16 protein-coding genes are annotated in these 17,590 nt (G+C 55.8%); 12 read left to right on the forward strand and 4 right to left on the reverse strand.

Going from position 1 to position 17,590, the window contains the following annotated elements; genetic code table 11:
• Genes MIH19_RS07485 through MIH19_RS07500 form a run of 4 tightly spaced genes read right to left on the reverse strand, consistent with a single transcriptional unit; the run spans position 1 to position 3,715 of the window.
• On the reverse strand, positions 1-804 hold the full coding sequence (locus MIH19_RS07485) for an ABC transporter permease (protein ID WP_249008264.1): 804 nt from the start codon (positions 802-804) through the stop codon (positions 1-3).
• On the reverse strand, positions 801-1,526 hold the full coding sequence (locus MIH19_RS07490) for an ATP-binding cassette domain-containing protein (RefSeq protein WP_249008265.1): 726 nt from the start codon (positions 1,524-1,526) through the stop codon (positions 801-803). Before MIH19_RS07490 ends, MIH19_RS07485 begins: the two co-directional genes overlap by 4 nt.
• On the reverse strand, positions 1,523-2,497 hold the full coding sequence (locus tag MIH19_RS07495; RefSeq protein WP_249008266.1) for a PQQ-dependent catabolism-associated beta-propeller protein: 975 nt from the start codon (positions 2,495-2,497) through the stop codon (positions 1,523-1,525). Before MIH19_RS07495 ends, MIH19_RS07490 begins: the two co-directional genes overlap by 4 nt.
• 42 nt (positions 2,498-2,539) lie before the next feature.
• A complete protein-coding gene (locus MIH19_RS07500) occupies positions 2,540-3,715 on the reverse strand; it encodes an ABC transporter substrate-binding protein (RefSeq protein ID WP_249008267.1) in 1,176 nt (391 codons plus the stop codon).
• A gap of 312 nt (positions 3,716-4,027) precedes the next feature.
• Between MIH19_RS07500 and pedF the strand changes: the two genes are divergently transcribed.
• The 12 genes from pedF to MIH19_RS07560 all read left to right on the forward strand — a co-directional run bounded on the left by pedF (position 4,028) and on the right by MIH19_RS07560 (position 17,584).
• Positions 4,028-4,456, forward strand: coding sequence for a cytochrome c-550 PedF (gene pedF, locus MIH19_RS07505; protein ID WP_249008268.1), 429 nt, complete (start codon positions 4,028-4,030; stop codon positions 4,454-4,456).
• Positions 4,457-4,533: 77 nt separating this feature from the next.
• Entirely contained in the window at positions 4,534-5,490 is a 957-nt protein-coding gene (locus MIH19_RS07510; RefSeq protein ID WP_249008269.1) for a transporter substrate-binding domain-containing protein, read from the forward strand.
• A 211-nt stretch (positions 5,491-5,701) separates the two neighbouring features.
• Positions 5,702-7,477 (forward strand): PQQ-dependent methanol/ethanol family dehydrogenase, encoded by a 1,776-nt coding sequence (locus tag MIH19_RS07515; RefSeq protein ID WP_249008270.1) that lies wholly within the window; start codon positions 5,702-5,704, stop codon positions 7,475-7,477.
• Positions 7,478-7,669: 192 nt separating this feature from the next.
• Positions 7,670-9,190 (forward strand): aldehyde dehydrogenase family protein, encoded by a 1,521-nt coding sequence (locus MIH19_RS07520; RefSeq protein WP_249008271.1) that lies wholly within the window; start codon positions 7,670-7,672, stop codon positions 9,188-9,190.
• 310 nt (positions 9,191-9,500) lie between these two features.
• Entirely contained in the window at positions 9,501-9,572 is a 72-nt protein-coding gene (gene pqqA / locus MIH19_RS07525) for a pyrroloquinoline quinone precursor peptide PqqA (protein ID WP_007153157.1), read from the forward strand.
• 56 nt (positions 9,573-9,628) lie between these two features.
• Positions 9,629-10,564 (forward strand): pyrroloquinoline quinone biosynthesis protein PqqB, encoded by a 936-nt coding sequence (gene pqqB / locus MIH19_RS07530; RefSeq protein ID WP_249008272.1) that lies wholly within the window; start codon positions 9,629-9,631, stop codon positions 10,562-10,564.
• Positions 10,561-11,316, forward strand: a complete 756-nt coding sequence (gene pqqC, locus MIH19_RS07535; RefSeq protein ID WP_249008273.1) for a pyrroloquinoline-quinone synthase PqqC — start codon at positions 10,561-10,563, stop codon at positions 11,314-11,316. Before pqqB ends, pqqC begins: the two co-directional genes overlap by 4 nt.
• Complete coding sequence (pqqD, locus tag MIH19_RS07540; RefSeq protein WP_249008274.1) at positions 11,316-11,609, forward strand: pyrroloquinoline quinone biosynthesis peptide chaperone PqqD; 294 nt, start codon at positions 11,316-11,318, stop codon at positions 11,607-11,609. Before pqqC ends, pqqD begins: the two co-directional genes overlap by 1 nt.
• The gene (pqqE, locus tag MIH19_RS07545; RefSeq protein WP_249008275.1) at positions 11,606-12,763 is read left to right on the forward strand and encodes a pyrroloquinoline quinone biosynthesis protein PqqE; all 1,158 of its coding nucleotides are present in this window, start codon (positions 11,606-11,608) and stop codon (positions 12,761-12,763) included. The genes pqqD and pqqE overlap by 4 nt, the downstream gene beginning before the upstream one ends.
• A 70-nt stretch (positions 12,764-12,833) precedes the next feature.
• Positions 12,834-14,639 carry a prolyl oligopeptidase family serine peptidase gene (locus tag MIH19_RS07550; RefSeq protein ID WP_249008276.1) on the forward strand — a complete coding sequence of 602 codons (1,806 nt, stop codon included), beginning with the start codon at positions 12,834-12,836 and terminating at the stop codon, positions 14,637-14,639.
• 49 nt (positions 14,640-14,688) lie between these two features.
• Complete coding sequence (gene ercA, locus MIH19_RS07555; RefSeq protein WP_249008277.1) at positions 14,689-15,852, forward strand: alcohol dehydrogenase-like regulatory protein ErcA; 1,164 nt, start codon at positions 14,689-14,691, stop codon at positions 15,850-15,852.
• A complete protein-coding gene (locus MIH19_RS07560; RefSeq protein ID WP_249008278.1) occupies positions 15,836-17,584 on the forward strand; it encodes an ATP-binding protein in 1,749 nt (582 codons plus the stop codon). The genes ercA and MIH19_RS07560 overlap by 17 nt, the downstream gene beginning before the upstream one ends.
• The last annotated feature ends 6 nt before the right edge of the window (positions 17,585-17,590 follow it).

Here is a 17,590-nt window from a genome sequence, read left to right on the forward strand (position 1 = left end):
TCAGGCTGGTTTAGTGCCCAGTATTTTTGTTCTCTGTGGCCGGAAGCCCGCCGTGGCCAAAATGACCAGCACCACGGTAACCCCTGTACTCACACCCCAGGCTAACGGACTCCACTGCAAGTAAAGCGAGAAACGAATGGCTTCCACCGCATGGGTAAACGGGTTGAACTGGCATACCCAATATAGCCAGGGGCTGGCTTCGTTCATGCGCCACAGCGGATACAATGCCGAAGACATAAAAAACATCGGGAAAATGACAAAGTTCATTACCCCGGCAAAGTTCTCCAGTTGCTTGATCCAGGTAGCAATCAGCAGTCCCAGCGCGCCTAGCATTAAACTCGCCAGAATCAGTGCCGGCAGCACGGCAAGGTAACCCCACGTTGGCGGTTCCACATCTACCAACAAGGCGACAAATAAGAAGATATACACCTGAATCACCGACACCACGCCCATGGCCAGCAGTTTTGTAACCAGCAGGAAGGGCCGCGGCAGAGGGCTCATCAATAGCACCCGCATGCTGCCCAGTTCGCGGTCGTACACCATCGACAGCGCGCCCTGCATGCTGTTGAACAGAATGATCATGCCGCACAGCCCCGGTGCAATGTAGGTTTCGTAGGTGATGTAGGTTTGATAGGGCGGAATAATGGAGATACCAAGGACGGCTCGAAAACCGGCGGCAAATACCACCAGCCAAAGTAGTGGGCGAACTAACGCGCTGGCAAATCGGGTGCGTTGTTGCCAGAAGCGCAGCCATTCACGGGTTTGAATGCCGGCAAAGCAATGCCAGTAGGCTGCGGGTTTCATGAGCCAACTCCGGTGAGCAATTCAAAGGTTTCAGCCAAGGTAGTGGTGCCTGCCCGGCTGCACAATTCTTGCCCGGGGCCATCGGCCAACAGCTTGCCTTGGTGCAAAATCATGACCCGGTCTTGTGCTGCAACCTCCTCAATCAAATGAGTGGCCCAGAGCACCGTCAGATTATCGTCTGCGCACAGTTGTCGCACGTGGTCGTTCAACGCCTTGCGGCTAGCGATGTCCAGCCCCGCGGTAGGCTCGTCTAAAAGCAGCAGTGTTGGTTGATGTAGTAAAGCGCGGGCAATTTCTACCCGTCGCCTATGGCCGCCATTCAGTGTCCTTACGGGGTCTTTGGCCCGGTCCAGCAAGCCGAAGCGTTCCAGTTCCTGGTCGCCTCGCAGCCGCGCCTGTTTGCGCGAAAGCCCGTGCAGCGCACTGTGGTACATCAAGTTCTGGCGCACCGTTAAATCAAGATCCAGCGCATTTTGTTGAAACACCACGCCAATCTGGCGCATGGCCTCGGCGGGGTGTTTTTTCAGTGATTGCTCGGCGAACAGAATGTCACCTTGCTGCAGCGCCAACAGCCTGGTCAGCAGGCCGAAAAGGGTCGACTTGCCAGCCCCGTTGGGACCCAGCAGCGCGTGGAAACGCCCACTGTCGAGGGCAAAGCTGATGTCGGTCAGTACCGGTTTTCTGCCGTAGCAAAAACCGATATTCCGTGCTGCCAGTGTCATGATTTTGGGTCGATAACCACACCCCAAGGGTAGCGGCCTACTTTGATGGATTTGATAACTTTCATATCGTCCAGGTCAATAACCGACACATCGCCAGACACACCGTTGGTGGTATAAAGCTGGGTTTCGTCTTTGTTCAGATCCAGCTGCCACACCCGGCTGCCCACCAGCAGGTAGTCAAGAACTTCATAGGTTTTGGCATTCACCACGGCGACATGATTAGCGGGTCCAAGTGCGACAAAAGCATATCTGCCGTCAGACGTCAGCTCAATGCCCACTGGCTGCACACGGTCCTGATTCACGCCGGGCACCTTGAAAGACATTTCGTGAATCTGCTCAAGCTTGTCCACGTCAATAATGTGCACGGTGCCGCCGATTTCAGCCGAGGCCCAGGCGATCTTGCTGTCCTGGCTGAATTCCACGTGGCGCGGCCGTTGACCAATCACTATGTTCTTGTCAATTTCAAACGTCTCGGTATTGATCCAGTGCAGCATGCTGGTGGTTTCTGACGTGTTCACCGCCCATTTTCCGTCCGGGCTCACGGCCATGCCTTCGGGTTCAATGCCAACATCAATCTGGGCAAGCACGATTTTAGTGGTCACATCCACCACGGTCACGATGTCGTCGTCTTCGTTGGCGATGTACAAATGCTTGTTATTAGGGTGCAGCGCGAACTGCTCCGGATCTTCACCCGAGGGCAGGGTGTCGATTATCTTGCGGGTGGCCAAGTCCAGCACCTGAACGGTATCGTCGTCGCTGGCGCAGATGTACAGTTTGGTGAAGTCCTTGGACAACAAAATGCCCCGTGGCCTTGCGCCAACATCAATTGTTTCAATAACCTCCATGGTTTCTGTGTCAATAACAGACAGAGTGTTGTCCTTTTCATTGGACACGTAAGCCAGGCTGGCCATCGCAGGTGCAGACAGCCCGAGCAGGGCGGCCAAAGCCGTTTTTTTGAGCAGCGATTTCATGGGTTAACTCCTTATTGTTCTGAATGGCGCGCGCTCAGGCGGTCAACCGTTGATACGACACGTGCTTTCCGGCTCATCAAAGCCGAGGGTATCCATTTCGGTTAGGGGGTGAATAAAACCTTCAAACGGTGCAGTTGCCACCAGTCCCCGCGGGTGCACCAGTGGAATTGGTTGGCGCAGCTGGCCATTCCACTGGCGATAGGTTAATTTTCGGCCTTTAAAAGCCGCCAGCTGAAAGCGGTCACTGAAAATAAGCTGGCGAACGCTGCTGGCATCGGCGCTGCCAGCCTGTGTTACAGCGGTGCCTACAGATCGCACAGCGGCCCAAGCGGCATAGTCTGCACTGTTCATATCGCGCCCCGCCAATTCTTGAAAGCGGCTTTGCAATTGCGCCGCCCCCCAGCTTTCAACCACCCGGTGCCAGGCTACGGGCGACATTCCTTGGGTACCCACCACCGGCCTTGGCAGCCAGGTGTTAAAGGGCACGTATTCACCAAAATCACCGCGCACATCGGCCACCACCACCGCATCGTAATCTTTAGCCTGGGTGAATAACGGTAACTCTTTGGAGGCTGTACGGCGTAAATCGGTGTCGAAAGTCCAGGGTTTATCTTCAACAATGTCGATGCCAAAGCGCTTGGCCGAGCGGCGAAAGGCGTTGGCCCAGGCCACATCGGCTTCGGTGGGGCCGGTGATCAGGAACACCTCGTTCCAGCGCCGCATTTGCAACCATTGGCCAAGGGCATCTGTCAGCATGGCGTAGCTGGGAATGGTGTGCAGCAGGTTGTTGTGGCACTCGCGGGTGCGCAGTGCATCATCTGCAGCGCCTGCGTTGAACACCAATGTATCGGCCGCGGCTTTGTCCATAATGGCGGCGAGTGTGCTGGCGGGCGCGTTGATCACAAACAACTGCACACCCTGTTGCTGCAGATTTTCAAACGCAGCAATAGCGGCCTGTTCCGAATCGGCCACCTGAGTGGCCAGTTCATAGCGGTGGCCCATGAATTTTCCGGTGGTGCTGTTGTCAGCCATGGCCAGTTCGGCGCCCCGCAGGCCTGCGTCTTCAGGCTCGGGAAGCACGTTTGACAGCACTGGGCCTGAGTCAGGCGTCCACTGCACGTAGCCGACTTTCACATTCACTGTGTCCGCCGCAAAGGAGAGCATTGCGGTCAAAGTGGTAAACAAAAACGTGACGATCAGGAATGCAAATCGAAACATGAGGCTCTCCGGATTTTTATTGTGTGGTTAGCTTAGTGAAGGTCAAAAGTCCCGGGAATATTCAGAAAGTAGGAAACTGCCAGTACTAAAGGACTATTCCGCTCCCAATCAGCCTGTTTAACATGGCGAGGAGGCTTACGTTGGGCCTCTCGCGCTTTGGCCTTAGCTCCGACTGTACTACTACCAAGGAACTAAGCCGAAACCTCCAAAGTGCCATTCGGATTTGCTGGCGAGTTTCTTACACTGTTTGGAGATACTGGCGTCTCACAAATCCAACCGCCAGAGCACAAAGAATCAATAGAGGTAACAACCATGGCAATCTCCTTCTCACTCAAAGCACTCGCAACGGCAGCCTTACTGAGCACCGCGGGTTTGGTGATAGCGCACGGCAATGTCACCCCACAACCGGTAGATACCGGCGACCTTCCAGTATTGGGCGCCGATCTTCTGCTTGAAAACCCGTTCCGTGAGGGTGGTTCCCACGGCGATGCGAACGCCCTGGCTGTGCAGATTGGTGAAAGCGCCTACGCCGGCAACTGTGCTGCTTGCCACGGAATTCGGGCAATGTCCGGGGGTTTAACTCCAGATTTGCGCGAACTCGAGGAATGGGACGACGAGTACTATATGGGCCGGGTACAGAATGGTACCGATCGGGGCATGCCGTCGTGGAAAAAAACGCTGGATCAGAATGCGATTTGGGCCATCAGAACCTACGTTGAATCCTTGCCAAAGCCTGAGTGAATGGTGCTGGCCAAAAACATTTTCGGTTCGTTACCGGGCTGGCATTATGCCGGCCTTTCGCTGTTGGAGAGAAAGCAATGAAAGCGCTGTTACGATGTTTGGTAATGATGCTGTTTTTTCAAACGGGTATGGCTCAGGAAGTGGATGACGGCGACATGCTGCTGAACCGGCCTGCTGAGCGTACTTACGACATCATTATTGAGTCCGGTTATCTGAAGGTGGGGGTATACCAGAATTTTCCACCCTATTCTTACCTAGCGAACGGCGAGCCCCAGGGCATTGATGTGGAGCTGGGCAAGCGCATTGCTGCCGCTATGGGCGTGGAGTTCAAAGTGCACTGGATTGTGCCGGATGAAAACCTGGGGGACGACCTGCGCAACAACGTCTGGAAAGGGCACTATCTGGCCAAGCGGCGCCTGGCGGATGTGATGATGCGGGTGCCTTACGACAAACAATACGCCTATATGCAGGATTCTACTGGCGAGTATATAAACGAGCAGGTAGTGCTGTTTGGTCCTTACCAGCAAGAAACCTGGCAAATTGCATACAACCCGCAAAAGATGGACTCCGTCGAAACCATTGCGATGTTTCAGTACCACCCGATTGGCGTGGAAATCGACACCTTGCCGGACTTTTATCTGACCTCTGGCCTGAACGGTCGTCTTCGCGGTCAGGTTCGCCATTACACCAATGTTCACGAGGCGTTCAGTGCCATGCGCGATGGCGAGGTCAGCGCCGTCATGGGCATGCGTGCTGAAATCGATCATGAGTTGTCGAAAGCTGAAAACAGCGGGTTCAGGCAGGCTGGTAATGCTTTTCCGGGTATTGGCAAGCAAGTTTGGGATGTGGGAATGGCCATCAAGAGCACACATCGACAACTGGGTTATGCCCTTGAAGAGATTGTGGGCAACATCGTTAAATCGGGGGAGTTGGAAGGGATGTTTGCTGACGTTAACCTGCGCTACAGCGTGCCCCAATATTATCGGGCGTTCCTGAGCGAAGAGGCGATTGCGCAGGCCGAAGGTAAACCCTGACGCCGGTTGCAGATGGTCTACCATCGCAATTTTTGTTTAAACCCACGCCTTCGACGTGGGTTTTTTGTAAGGGTAGTACGACCAAGTGATGAGAAAACCACGCCCGGGGAATCATTGTTGATTGCACCGGTAAAGAGAAGAATCTGTACAGAGGCGGGAAAACTTCCCGGTTCACCGAAAACCGACAACAAGAGACTCGGAGAGCGCAACCATGAGATCGAATAGATTCGGCATTCGCATTGCCGTCAGCGCCTTGGCTTTGGCCGTTTCCTACGGCGCCCAGGCGGTAACCGACGAAGACATTCTGAACGATGCCAACACCCCAGAAGACATTGTCAGCTATGGCATGGGCACTCAAGGGCAACGATTCAGCACCATTGAAGATTTGAACACTGAAAACATCCGCTATTTACAGCCCGCGTGGGCGTTTTCTTTTGGCAGTGAAAAGATGCGCGGCCAAGAATCTCAGCCGATGATAAAAGATGGTGTGATGTACGTGACTGCTTCCTATTCACGGGTTTACGCCATTGACGCGAGAACCGGCGAGGAAATATGGCAATACGACGCTCGCCTGCCAGATGGCATCATGCCCTGCTGCGACGTGGTCAACCGCGGTGTTGCCCTTTACGGTGATAAAGTCTACTTCGGCACTCTGGACGCCAAACTGGTTGCCTTGAACAAAGACACCGGCAAGCCGGTTTGGATCAAGACAGTCGCGAATTATCAGGCCGGCTATGCCATCACCGCTGCCCCGATTGTGGTGAAAGGAAAACTGATTACTGGCGTGGCTGGCGGTGAGTTTGGCGTAGTGGGTAAAGTGGAAGCTTACGATCCCGAAACAGGTGATCTGGTTTGGACCAGACCCACGGTAGAAGGCCATATGGGCTACGTGTATAAAGATGGTAAGGCCATTGAAAACGGTATTTCTGGCGGTGAAGCAGGTAAAACCTGGCCTGGAGACATGTGGAAGAACGGTGGCGCGGCCCCGTGGCTGGGCGGCACTTACGACCCAGACACCGATTCGTTATTTTTTGGTACTGGCAACCCGGCACCTTGGAACTCGCACTTGCGCCCGGGGGATAACCTGTTCTCCTCTTCGCGCCTGGCCATTGATCCAGACGACGGCAGTATCAAGTGGCACTTTCAGACCACGCCCCACGACGGCTGGGATTATGACGGCGTTAACGAGCTGATTTCGTTCAATTACGAAGAAAATGGTAAAACCGTGATGGCCGCGGCCACCGCCGACCGCAACGGCTTTTTCTATGTTTTGAACCGGGAAAACGGCGACTTCATTCGCGGCTTCCCGTTTGTGGACAAAATCACTTGGGCGACGGGGCTTGATCCAAAAACTGGCCGGCCGATTTATGCCGAAAAGGGGCGCCCGGGTGATCCGTCGTCAATGGACGGCACGAAAGGCGAAACGGTTCTGGCGCAGCCGGCCTTCTTGGGCGGTAAAAACTGGATGCCGATGGCGTTCAGCCAAGACACCGGCCTGTTCTACGTACCCTCAAACGAGTGGTCAATGGACATTTGGAACGAGCCCGTATCCTACAAAAAAGGCGGAGCGTATCTGGGCGCAGGTTTCACCATCAAACCAACAAATGACGATTATATTGGCGTACTGCGCGCCATGGATCCCAAAACCGGAGAGGAAGTGTGGCGTTATGAAAACCCGGCACCTTTGTGGGGCGGGGTAATGACCACCGCCGGCAATCTGGTGTTCACCGGTACGCCAGAGGGCTATTTAAAAGCGTTTGACGCCAAAACGGGCGAAGAACTTTACAAATTCAACACCGGCTCAGGCGTGGTCGGCACCCCGGTGACCTGGATGATGGATGGCGAGCAGTTCGTTTCTGTATCGTCAGGTTGGGGCGGAGCGGTTCCGCTTTGGGGCGGCGAAGTGGCCAAGGTGGTCAAAGACTTCAACCAAGGCGGTATGGTCTGGACCTTTAAACTGCCGAAGGATCGTGTTGCCAGCAACTGATTCCTGAGTGCGATGAAAGCAGGCGCCAGAAGGTTGGATTTTATGATCAGCCGGCTGGCGCCGATTAGTACTAAGGGATGAGTATTTCACCCCTATCGCATCATTCAACGATAAAGGTTTAGTATCTACATTGAGTGGGTAAATACGAAAGCCCACGTTGGTGAGCAACAAACACAAAAAGAGGTCGAAACCATGATCTACGCACAACCAGGAAAGGAAGGCTCGGTCGTTTCTTTCAAAGCGCGTTATGGAAACTACATTGGCGGCGAGTGGGTTGCCCCGGTAAAAGGGCAGTATTTTGACAACATCACGCCGATTACCGGTAATGTGATTTGTGAGATTCCCCGTTCCACCGCCGAAGATATCGAGTTGGCACTGGACGCTGCACACAAAGCGGCGCCGGCTTGGGGCCGAACGTCGGTACAGGAGCGTTCCCGCATTCTGTTGAAAATAGCGGACCGCATAGAAGAAAACCTGGAACTGCTGGCGGTTGCAGAAACTTGGGACAACGGCAAAGCCATTCGTGAAACTCTGAACGCTGACATTCCACTGGCGGCTGACCACTTCCGCTATTTTGCCGGTTGTATTCGCGCTCAGGAAGGCCATATGGGTGAAATCGACCATAACACCGTGGCCTATCATTTCCACGAGCCGCTGGGTGTCGTTGGGCAAATTATTCCTTGGAACTTCCCGATTCTGATGGCGGCCTGGAAGCTTGGCCCATGCCTTGCGGCCGGCAACTGCACCGTCCTGAAGCCGGCCGAGCAAACGCCCGCGAGCATACTGGTACTGATGGAGCTGATTGGTGACCTGCTGCCGCCGGGCGTGCTTAACGTGGTCAACGGTTACGGTATTGAAGCCGGCCAGGCACTGGCGACCAGCAAGCGCATTGCTAAAATCGCCTTTACCGGCTCTACACCGGTAGGCACGCACGTTTTGAAATGCGCCGCTGAAAACCTTATTCCGTCCACGGTGGAACTGGGTGGCAAATCGCCAAACATTTATTTCGCAGATGTGATGAAAGCCGAGCCTGAATTCATCGACAAGTGCATTGAAGGCCTGGTTTTGGCGTTCTTCAACCAGGGTGAAGTGTGTACCTGTCCGTCCCGCGCCTTGGTGCAGGAAGACATGTACGACGAGTTCATGGAACAAGTGGTTGCACGCACCAAGGCAATCAAGCGGGGTAACCCGCTGGATACCGACGTTCAGGTGGGCGCCCAGGCCAGCAAAGAACAATTCGACAAGATTCTGTCATATCTTGAGATTGGCAAGCAAGAAGGCGCTGAAGTGCTCACCGGCGGCGGCCGCGAGCATCTGGAAGGCGAGTTTGCTAACGGCTTCTACATCCAGCCCACGTTGTTTAAGGGCGACAACAAGATGCGGGTGTTCCAGGAAGAGATCTTCGGCCCGGTTGTGGGGGTAACGACCTTCAAAACCGAGGAAGAAGCGCTGGCCATCGCCAACGATACCGAGTTTGGCTTGGGCGCAGGTGTCTGGTCCCGTGATACCAACGTGGCTTACCGCATGGGTCGCAACATTCAGGCCGGTCGGGTCTGGCTGAACTGCTTCCACGCGTATCCCGCCCACGCCGCCTTCGGTGGTTATAAGAAATCCGGTATTGGTCGTGAAACCCATAAGTTGGCGCTTGATCACTACCAGCAAACCAAGTGCATGCTGACCAGCTACGACATCAACCCACTGGGCTTTTTCTAGGCCCGGGCTGGCACATTGGTCGTGTGTTATTTTTACCCCGGCGCCAGCCGGGTGTTCTTTCTTTTAAGTCCTTTTGAGGGGCAGTCATGTGTCGCTCTTCTTTGGCCCCCCGTGGGCCTTTTTTGTTTTGCCGCGCTAAAACGTGCGTGCTCAGCGAACGGCCTCAGTTGCAACACAAGGTGCACTAAAAACAGTGCGAAAGTACCATATTGGTCATTTGCTGCTACCTTTACGATGGGTTTTGGGGAAGCGGTGAAAGCGCCGGTATTCCCTTGATGCGCAAACAATCATGATAAAAGAGGTAAGCATTATGTGGACAAAACCAGCTTATGAAGATCTGCGTATTGGTTTCGAAGTCACTATGTACTTCGCCAACCGCTGAAGTCTGAAGTAGCCAGCGCCCCGGCGTTGGCTGTTTTTCTTCCGGAGCTTCTGCTTATGTTTATTCAGGTTCTTGGCTCAGCGGCAGGCGGCGGTTTCCCCCAGTGGAACTGCAATTGTGCCAATTGCGATGGCCTGCGCAAGGGCACCGTTAACGCTCACGCACGCACCCAGTCATCCATCGCGGTCAGTGAAGACGGCGAACGCTGGATACTCTTTAATGCCTCCCCCGATATTCGTGCCCAGCTGGCGTCGTTTCCTGCTATGCAGCCGGCGCGGGCGCTGCGCGACACCGGTATTGCAGCCGTGTTGTTGATCGACAGTCAGGTGGATCACACAACCGGCCTGCTTACACTTCGCGAAGGCCTACCGTTAGATATCTGGTGTACCGCACAGGTGCACGAAGACCTTAGCTCGGGTTTTCCGCTGTTCCCGATGCTGGAACACTGGAACGGAGGATTACAATGGCAAGAAATTGCCCTGGGAGACGGCGTCGCCGAAGCGTTTGTTATTCCTTGCGCGCCGAATCTGAAACTGACCGCTATTCCGTTGCTGAGCAACGCGCCACCCTATTCGCCCCGCCGCGACCAGCCACACCCCGGTGACAATATTGGCGTGTTTATCGAAGACACGCGCACGGGTTCAACTGTGCTCTACGCACCGGGGCTGGGTAAACCTGACGAGCACATACTGCAGTGGATGCGCCAGGCAGATGTTCTGATGGTAGACGGCACCGTGTGGCACGATGACGAAATGATTCGCCAGAAAGTCGGCACAAAAACCGGTCAGGACATGGGTCATCTGGCCCAGAGTGGTCCTGGTGGCATGATTGAGGTGTTAGATACTATGTCGTCCAGCCGCAAAATCTTAATACATATCAACAACACCAACCCGATTCTGAACGAGGACTCCGCGGAGCGAACGCAATTGGCGCAACACGGAATCGAAGTAGCCTGGGACGGAATGCACATTGATCTGTCGGGGACGCCATGAACGCCATTGTGAACACCACCCTAAATCGTGCGGATTTTGAACAGGCATTACGCAATAAAGGTCGGTTTTATCATATACACCACCCGTATCACCAGGCTATGTACAGCGGCGAGTGTAGCCCCGAACAAATTCGCGGTTGGGTGGCCAACCGCTATTATTACCAAGTGATGATTCCGCGCAAAGACGCGGCCATTATGGCCAACTGCCCTGACGCCAGCGTTCGCAAACAATGGTTGCAGCGCATTCTCGACCACGATGGTCACGACGGCGATGTTGGCGGCATTGAAGCCTGGCTGTGCCTGGCGGAAGCCGTGGGGCTGACTCGGGAAGAAGTGATTGACCAACGCCATGTTCTGCCCGGCGTGCGTTTTGCGGTAGACGCTTACCTGAATTTTGCTCGTCGCGCGACCTGGCGAGAAGCGGCGTGCTCCTCACTGACCGAGCTGTTTGCGCCGGAAATTCACCAGTCTCGTCTGGACAGCTGGCCCCAGCATTATCCTTGGATTGACGAGGCGGGTTATAGCTACTTCCGCAAGCGCCTGTCAGAAGCCCGCCGCGATGTTGAACATGGTCTGGCCATTACGCTGGAATATTTCACCAGCGCCGCCGAGCAAGCTCGCGCCTTGGAGATTCTGCAGTTCAAACTGGACATTCTGTGGAGCCTGCTAGACGCTCTAACCATGGCTTACAGCCACAAAACGCCGCCGTTCCATACGGTTACCAACCAGCAAGTTTGGCACAGGGGGCTGTGATGGCAGACTCGGCAGCAGTTGGCGAAACAGCTGGAAACATACCGCGTTTCCGCCGTGGCTTCCGGTTTCAGTGGGAGCCGGTACAGAACGGCTATGTGTTGCTCTACCCCGAGGGCATGGTGAAGCTTAACGAAAGCGCCGGCGCTATTCTGCGCGAGGTGGACGGCCAGCGCTGCGTGCAGGACATTGTTAGTGCGCTGGAACAGGCCTTTCCCGAGGCAGGGCCGCTGGCGGGCGATGTTAACGAGTTTCTGCAACACGCCTGCGAACAACATTGGATTGAACTTTTATGAATATGCCTTCATCCACGCTGACCGGCCAGAAAGCGGGCACCATCGGACCACCCTTATGGCTGCTGGCAGAGCTAACCTACCGCTGCCCGTTGCAGTGCCCGTACTGTTCAAACCCGTTGGATTTTGCCCAGACCGAGCGTGAGCTCAGCACGGAAGACTGGGTGAAAGTGCTACGCCAGGGACGGGAAATGGGCGCGGCCCAGCTGGGATTTTCCGGCGGTGAGCCGCTGGTGCGTCAAGATCTTCAAGAGCTGATTGCGGAAGCGCGGCACCTGGGTTATTACAGCAATCTGATCACGTCTGGCCTGGGCCTGACTGAAGCCAAAGTAAAGTCTTTCGCCAGCGCAGGGCTGGATCATATTCAGGTCAGTTTTCAGGCCTCAGACCCAGAGCTGAACAACGCGTTGGCCGGTTCTCGCAAGGCGTTTGAGCAAAAACTGGCAATGGCGCGGGCGGTGAAAGAAGCCGGCTATCCCATGGTTCTGAATTTTGTGATTCACCGCCACAACATTCACCAGATGAACGACATTATGGCGCTGTGTGAGCGCCTGGGGGCGGATTTCGTAGAGCTGGCGACCTGCCAGTATTACGGTTGGGCGTTCAAAAATCGCGAAGGCCTCATGCCGTCACTCGCACAGCTGGAGAAAGCCGAGCGTGAAGTGAATCAGTATCGTGCGCGCCTGCTGGACGCCGGCTCGGCCATGAAGCTGATTTTTGTTACCCCCGACTATTACGAGGAGCGCCCGAAAGCCTGTATGAACGGTTGGGGCAGTCTGTTTTTGACAGTGGCACCGGATGGTGCGGCGCTGCCTTGCCACAGCGCGCGTTTGTTGCCCATCGATTTTCCCAATGTGCGCGACAATGATTTGAAACACATCTGGTACGACAGCCCGGGCTTCAACCATTACCGCGGTGATAGCTGGATGCCGGAGCCGTGCCAATCCTGTGATGAGAAAGGAAAGGATTTTGGCGGCTGCCGCTGCCAGGCTTTTTTACTGACCGGTAACGCCGACAATGCTGATCCGGTGTGCAGCAAATCGATCCACCACGACCGTGTTCTGGCTGCACGCCAGGCCGCCGACCATGCCACCGCGGGCATTGAGGAACTGACTTATCGTAACGCCGGCAACTCCCGTATGTTCTTCCGCAGTTAGCCAGCCTTCCTCCAAAGGCATACTGACCGCCACTGAAGCCTGCGCTGGTTACATCCAGCGCAGAGGTTTGGTGGCGTCAAACGCTGGGGTATTTTGGCTGCAAAACGAACCCGAAACCGGCGCCAGCCGGATATGGCACTTGGATGACCAAGGGGCACCGTTTGCGTTGGATACGAATCTACGCAATCTTCGCAGTCGGGTGAATGGCTACGGGGGCGGTGCCCTGGCTGCCGCACCGGATGGTGTGTTTGCCGTTAGCGACGATCAACGCATTCATTTTATCCCCGTGGGTGTCGAGCAAAGCCAAGTGCTGACGACCGATACCGCCGCCTATGGCGGATTGCGGGCTGATCCATTGCGGCAACGGGTGCTGGCAGTACGCGAAACCGGGCAGGGCGTGGCGGATGGTTTTCAGCAACTGGTCGCGGTGGCTCGAGATGGCGCGCTGACGGTGCTGCACCAGGGCGAAGATTTTTACAGTGCGCCCGCGTTGTCGGCAGACGGCCGGCACATTGCCTGGGTGAGCTGGCAACTGCCCGATATGCCCTGGCTGCAAACCCGTGTGTGGACGGCGAACATAACGGGTGATGGCACACTGGAGAATCCTCGGGCGCATACCGCTCCCCAACCAGCGTCTATTCAGCAGCCGGTGTTTGCGGGGCAGGACCTTTGGGTGCTGTCTGACCATGAGGGCTGGTGGCAACCCTGGCAACTCGACACCCAGAACCCCGCGAGTATCTGGACAAAAGCCGCGGTGCCCGAATGCGACCACGCCAATGCGCCTTGGCAACTGGGTGAAGTGCACCACTGCCCACTACTGGGGGGAGGTTGGGCTCGCGCCCATTATGACCTCGGCCGCGGCGAGCTGTGGCTGTCGGGCTCTGGCCATCCGAACCCTGCACGGATTGCGCCGGCGTTCAGCGATTTTCGCAGTCTGTGCACCTGTGGCGATTTTCTTTATGCCATTGCACGTTCCCCGGGCTGCCTGGATGCGGTGCTAAAAATAGATTCGCAAAGTGCTGAGGCGAGTGTCGTCGCCGGTGGCGAGCCAGCGCTGCCCGGGCATAGCCTAGCGCAGCCCGTCTCGTTTCGAGTTCCGGCCCTTGCCGAGGAAACGACCGCACCCCAAGGCTTTTTGTATTCGCCTCTGACACCCGGCACAGAGCCACCGGCTCTGATTCTGGTCGCCCACGGTGGGCCAACCTCCGCGGCCTATCCGGTATTCAACCCCCTGATTCAGTTCTGGTGCCAGCGCGGCTTTGCTGTTGCGGAGGTGAACTATCGTGGCAGCAGCGGGTACGGCAGGGCGTTCCGGCTTGCACTGGCAGAGCGCTGGGGCGAGATTGATGTGGAAGACATGGCGCGGGCTGCAGATGCCCTGGTTGCCACAGGCCACGCCGATGTCAATCAGGTGTTTATTCAGGGCCGCAGTTCTGGCGGTTATACCGCGTTGATGGCACTGAGCTTGGATCAGCGCTACAGCGCCGGCGCCAGCCAGTTCGGCGTGACCGATCCTATGCAGCTGCGGCGCATGACCCATCGCTTTGAATCCGGTTATCTGGATTGGTTGTTGGGATGCCCCGAGCGCCATCCGCAACGCTGGCAGGACCGCACCCCCCGGTTACGCGCGGCGGCAATGGCTGCGCCGGTGATCTTTTTTCAGGGCGGTCAGGATAAAGTGGTCGTTCCCGAACAGACCCGCATGATGGTCGCGGCCATGGAGCAAGCCGGGCAGAAACCAGAGCTTCACTGGTTCCAGAACGAAGGCCACGGGTTTTTACAACAGGCGAATCAAGCGGCCATGCTAGAGGCACTTTGCAGCTTTTATCAACGGTATGGTCGAAACACCCATGAATGCATAGAAAGCTTGAGTTAAACTCTCGGCTATTACATATAAAAATAAACTTAACGTCGAGTGCTTGTTCATGAGTCACGACATATCCGCTTTAAGAAAATTTGTCTCGCCAGAGATCGTATTCGGAGCCGGATCAAGGAAGTCTGTCGCTAATTTTGCCAGTAATTTTGGCGCAAAACATGTGTTTCTGGTGTCTGACCCAGGCGTCGCGGCCGCCGGCTGGGTGGGCGAAATCGTCACCTTGCTGACCGATGCCAGCATACGTACCACGGTTTACACTGGTGTTTCGGCGAATCCCCGTGTCGATGAGGTTATGGCCGGTGCCGAGCTCTACAAATCCTCCGAGTGCGATGTGATTGTGGCCATTGGCGGCGGCAGCCCCATGGACTGCGCCAAGGGCATCGGTATTGTGGTCAGCGATGGCCGCAATATTTTGGATTTTGAAGGGGTGGACACCATCGTAAACCCGCCACCGCCGATGATACTGATTCCAACCACGGCCGGGACCTCGGCTGATGTGTCACAGTTCGCCATCATTTCGGACCCTGTCCGTCGCTTCAAATTTTCCATCATCAGCAAAGCCATTGTGCCGGATGTTTCGCTGATCGATCCCGAAGTGACCGAAACCATGAGCAGTTATCTGACGGCCTGCACCGGCGTTGACGCCCTGGTGCATGCCATAGAGGCTTATGTGTCTACGGGCAGCGGGCCCTTGACCGATTCCCATGCGCTGGAAGCGATCCGCCTGATTAACCGCAATTTGGAACCCTTGGTGGCTAATATCGCCGATGCGTATTTGCGCGAGCAGATCATGTTGGCGTCCATGCAGGCCGGTCTGGCGTTTTCCAACGCAATCCTGGGTGCGGTTCACGCGATGTCCCACAGCCTGGGAGGTTTTCTGGATTTGCCCCATGGATTATGCAACGCGGTGCTGCTAGAACACGTGGTGGCTTACAATTTCCACTCAGCGGAAGAGCGCTTTCGCCGTGTTGCAGAAGCCATGAATATTGACACACGCGGCATGAGCCAGGCAGAAATTCAGAAACGCTTGATGAGTCGTATTATTCAGCTCAAGCGCACTGTGGGGCTAGAGGCCAAGTTGTCAGAGTTGGGGGTTAGGGTATCTGATATTCCGTCTCTCTCTGGCTTTGCATTACAGGACCCATGTATTTTGACCAATCCTCGCAAGTCGTCACTCAGAGATGTTCAGGTTGTGTATGAAGAAGCCCTTTGATGATGACCGTGGCTATGAGGTGGGTGATTTGTTGGGGCTGGGTCGCCAGTCTGTGCGCAAGAACTATTACCTCGCGCTGCAAGAGCGCCTGGAGGAGTTAGAGCGGGAGCGTAATCGCTATAAATGGCTGTTTGAAAAGGCTCTCCACGGTATTTTTCAGGGTGATTTACGGGGTGGTTTTCTGGCTTGCAACCCGGCCATGGCCAAAATCTGCGGTTACCTCAGTGCTGAAGACCTGCAATCCCGGGTTATCCGCTTGCGTGAACAGCTTTTTTGCAGCGCCAATGAGTTTGATGCATTGCGCCAGGAGCTATTAGATAGCGGCAGCCTGAGTGCTCGCGAAACCCGCCTGCGTCGCGCCGATGCGACGCCGGTTAATGTCGCTATCACCCTGCTTAGGCGGCCAGATCTGGGGCCAGAGGTGGTTGAGGCGTTTGTGGCAGATATAACCGAGCGGGTGCAGGCGCGGCAGAAGCTGGTGCAGGTTAATGCTGACCTGGAGCGCCGGGTAGAAGAGCGCACCCAGGCGCTGCAGAACGCCAACGTTGGGCTACATTTTCAGATTGCCGAACGGGAAAAAGTCGAGCGCGAACTGGTTATCACCGCCCAAGCCGCGCGCGATGCGAACCGCAGCAAAGACAAATATCTGGCAGCGGCCAGCCACGATTTACTGCAACCCTTAAACGCCGCGCGCCTGACCATATCGGCGCTGCAAGAAAGCGCGCTGCCGGCGGAAGAGGCGAGGATGGTGCACCAGGTGCATCGCGCGCTTGAAGGTGCCGAGGACTTGCTAGCGGATTTGCTGGATATTTCAAAGCTGGACCAGCAGGCCATGGTGCCGGATCTGCTACTGACCGATGTTGCTGCGCTGGCAAAAAGCCTGGGTGAAGAATTCGAAGCGGTGGCGACCAACGCCGGCGTGCGGTTTCACGTTCGTACTATCCCAGCGCTGATAAAAACCGATCAGCGTATGCTCACACGCATTCTTCGTAATTTACTGAGCAATGCCTTTCGCTACACCCTCAGCGGCCGTGTTCTACTGGCACTGAGAGCCCGCCGCGACAGCCTGCGTATTGAAGTGTGGGATACCGGTGTGGGTATTGACGCAACTAAGCTGAAGGATATTTTTACCGAATTTCATCAGTTGTTGCCGCAAGGAACCGGCGGGCGCCAGGGTGCCGGGCTGGGGCTGGCCATCGTTGAACGTATGGTGTCGGTGCTGGGCTACCGGGTAGAGGTGGTTTCCCGGCCGGGCAGAGGTTCGCGGTTTTCGCTGGTGCTGCCGGTGGACATGCAATCAGCCCGTCGAGCTGCGTTGCCGGCCACTGAAATTGTGCCCAGCTTTGTTCACGGATTCGCTGGCATTTGGGTAATGGTGATTGATAACGAGCCGGCCATACTCGCGAGTATGAAGCTGTTGCTGGAGCGCTGGGGCTGTCTGGTAATCGCCAGCCCTGACGAGCATCAGGCTTTGGAGTACCTGCGGCAGACAAACAACGTACCCGCGGCGGTGCTCGCCGATTACCACCTGGATGATGAAAAAACAGGCTGGCAGGCCATTTCAGCGATACGGAAGCTACTGGGCGCGCCGGTGCCAGCGGCCCTTATTACCGCAGATCGGGGCGATGAACTGCGCTCGCTGATGCGGGCTCAGGGGTTGCCGATTTTAAATAAGCCGGTAAAACCCAACCGTTTGCGGGCATTGCTGACGAGTTTGTTGTCTGCGAAATAATGTAAT

The organism is Marinobacter sp. M1C (genome assembly GCF_023314135.1).
GTDB lineage: Bacteria > Pseudomonadota > Gammaproteobacteria > Pseudomonadales > Oleiphilaceae > Marinobacter.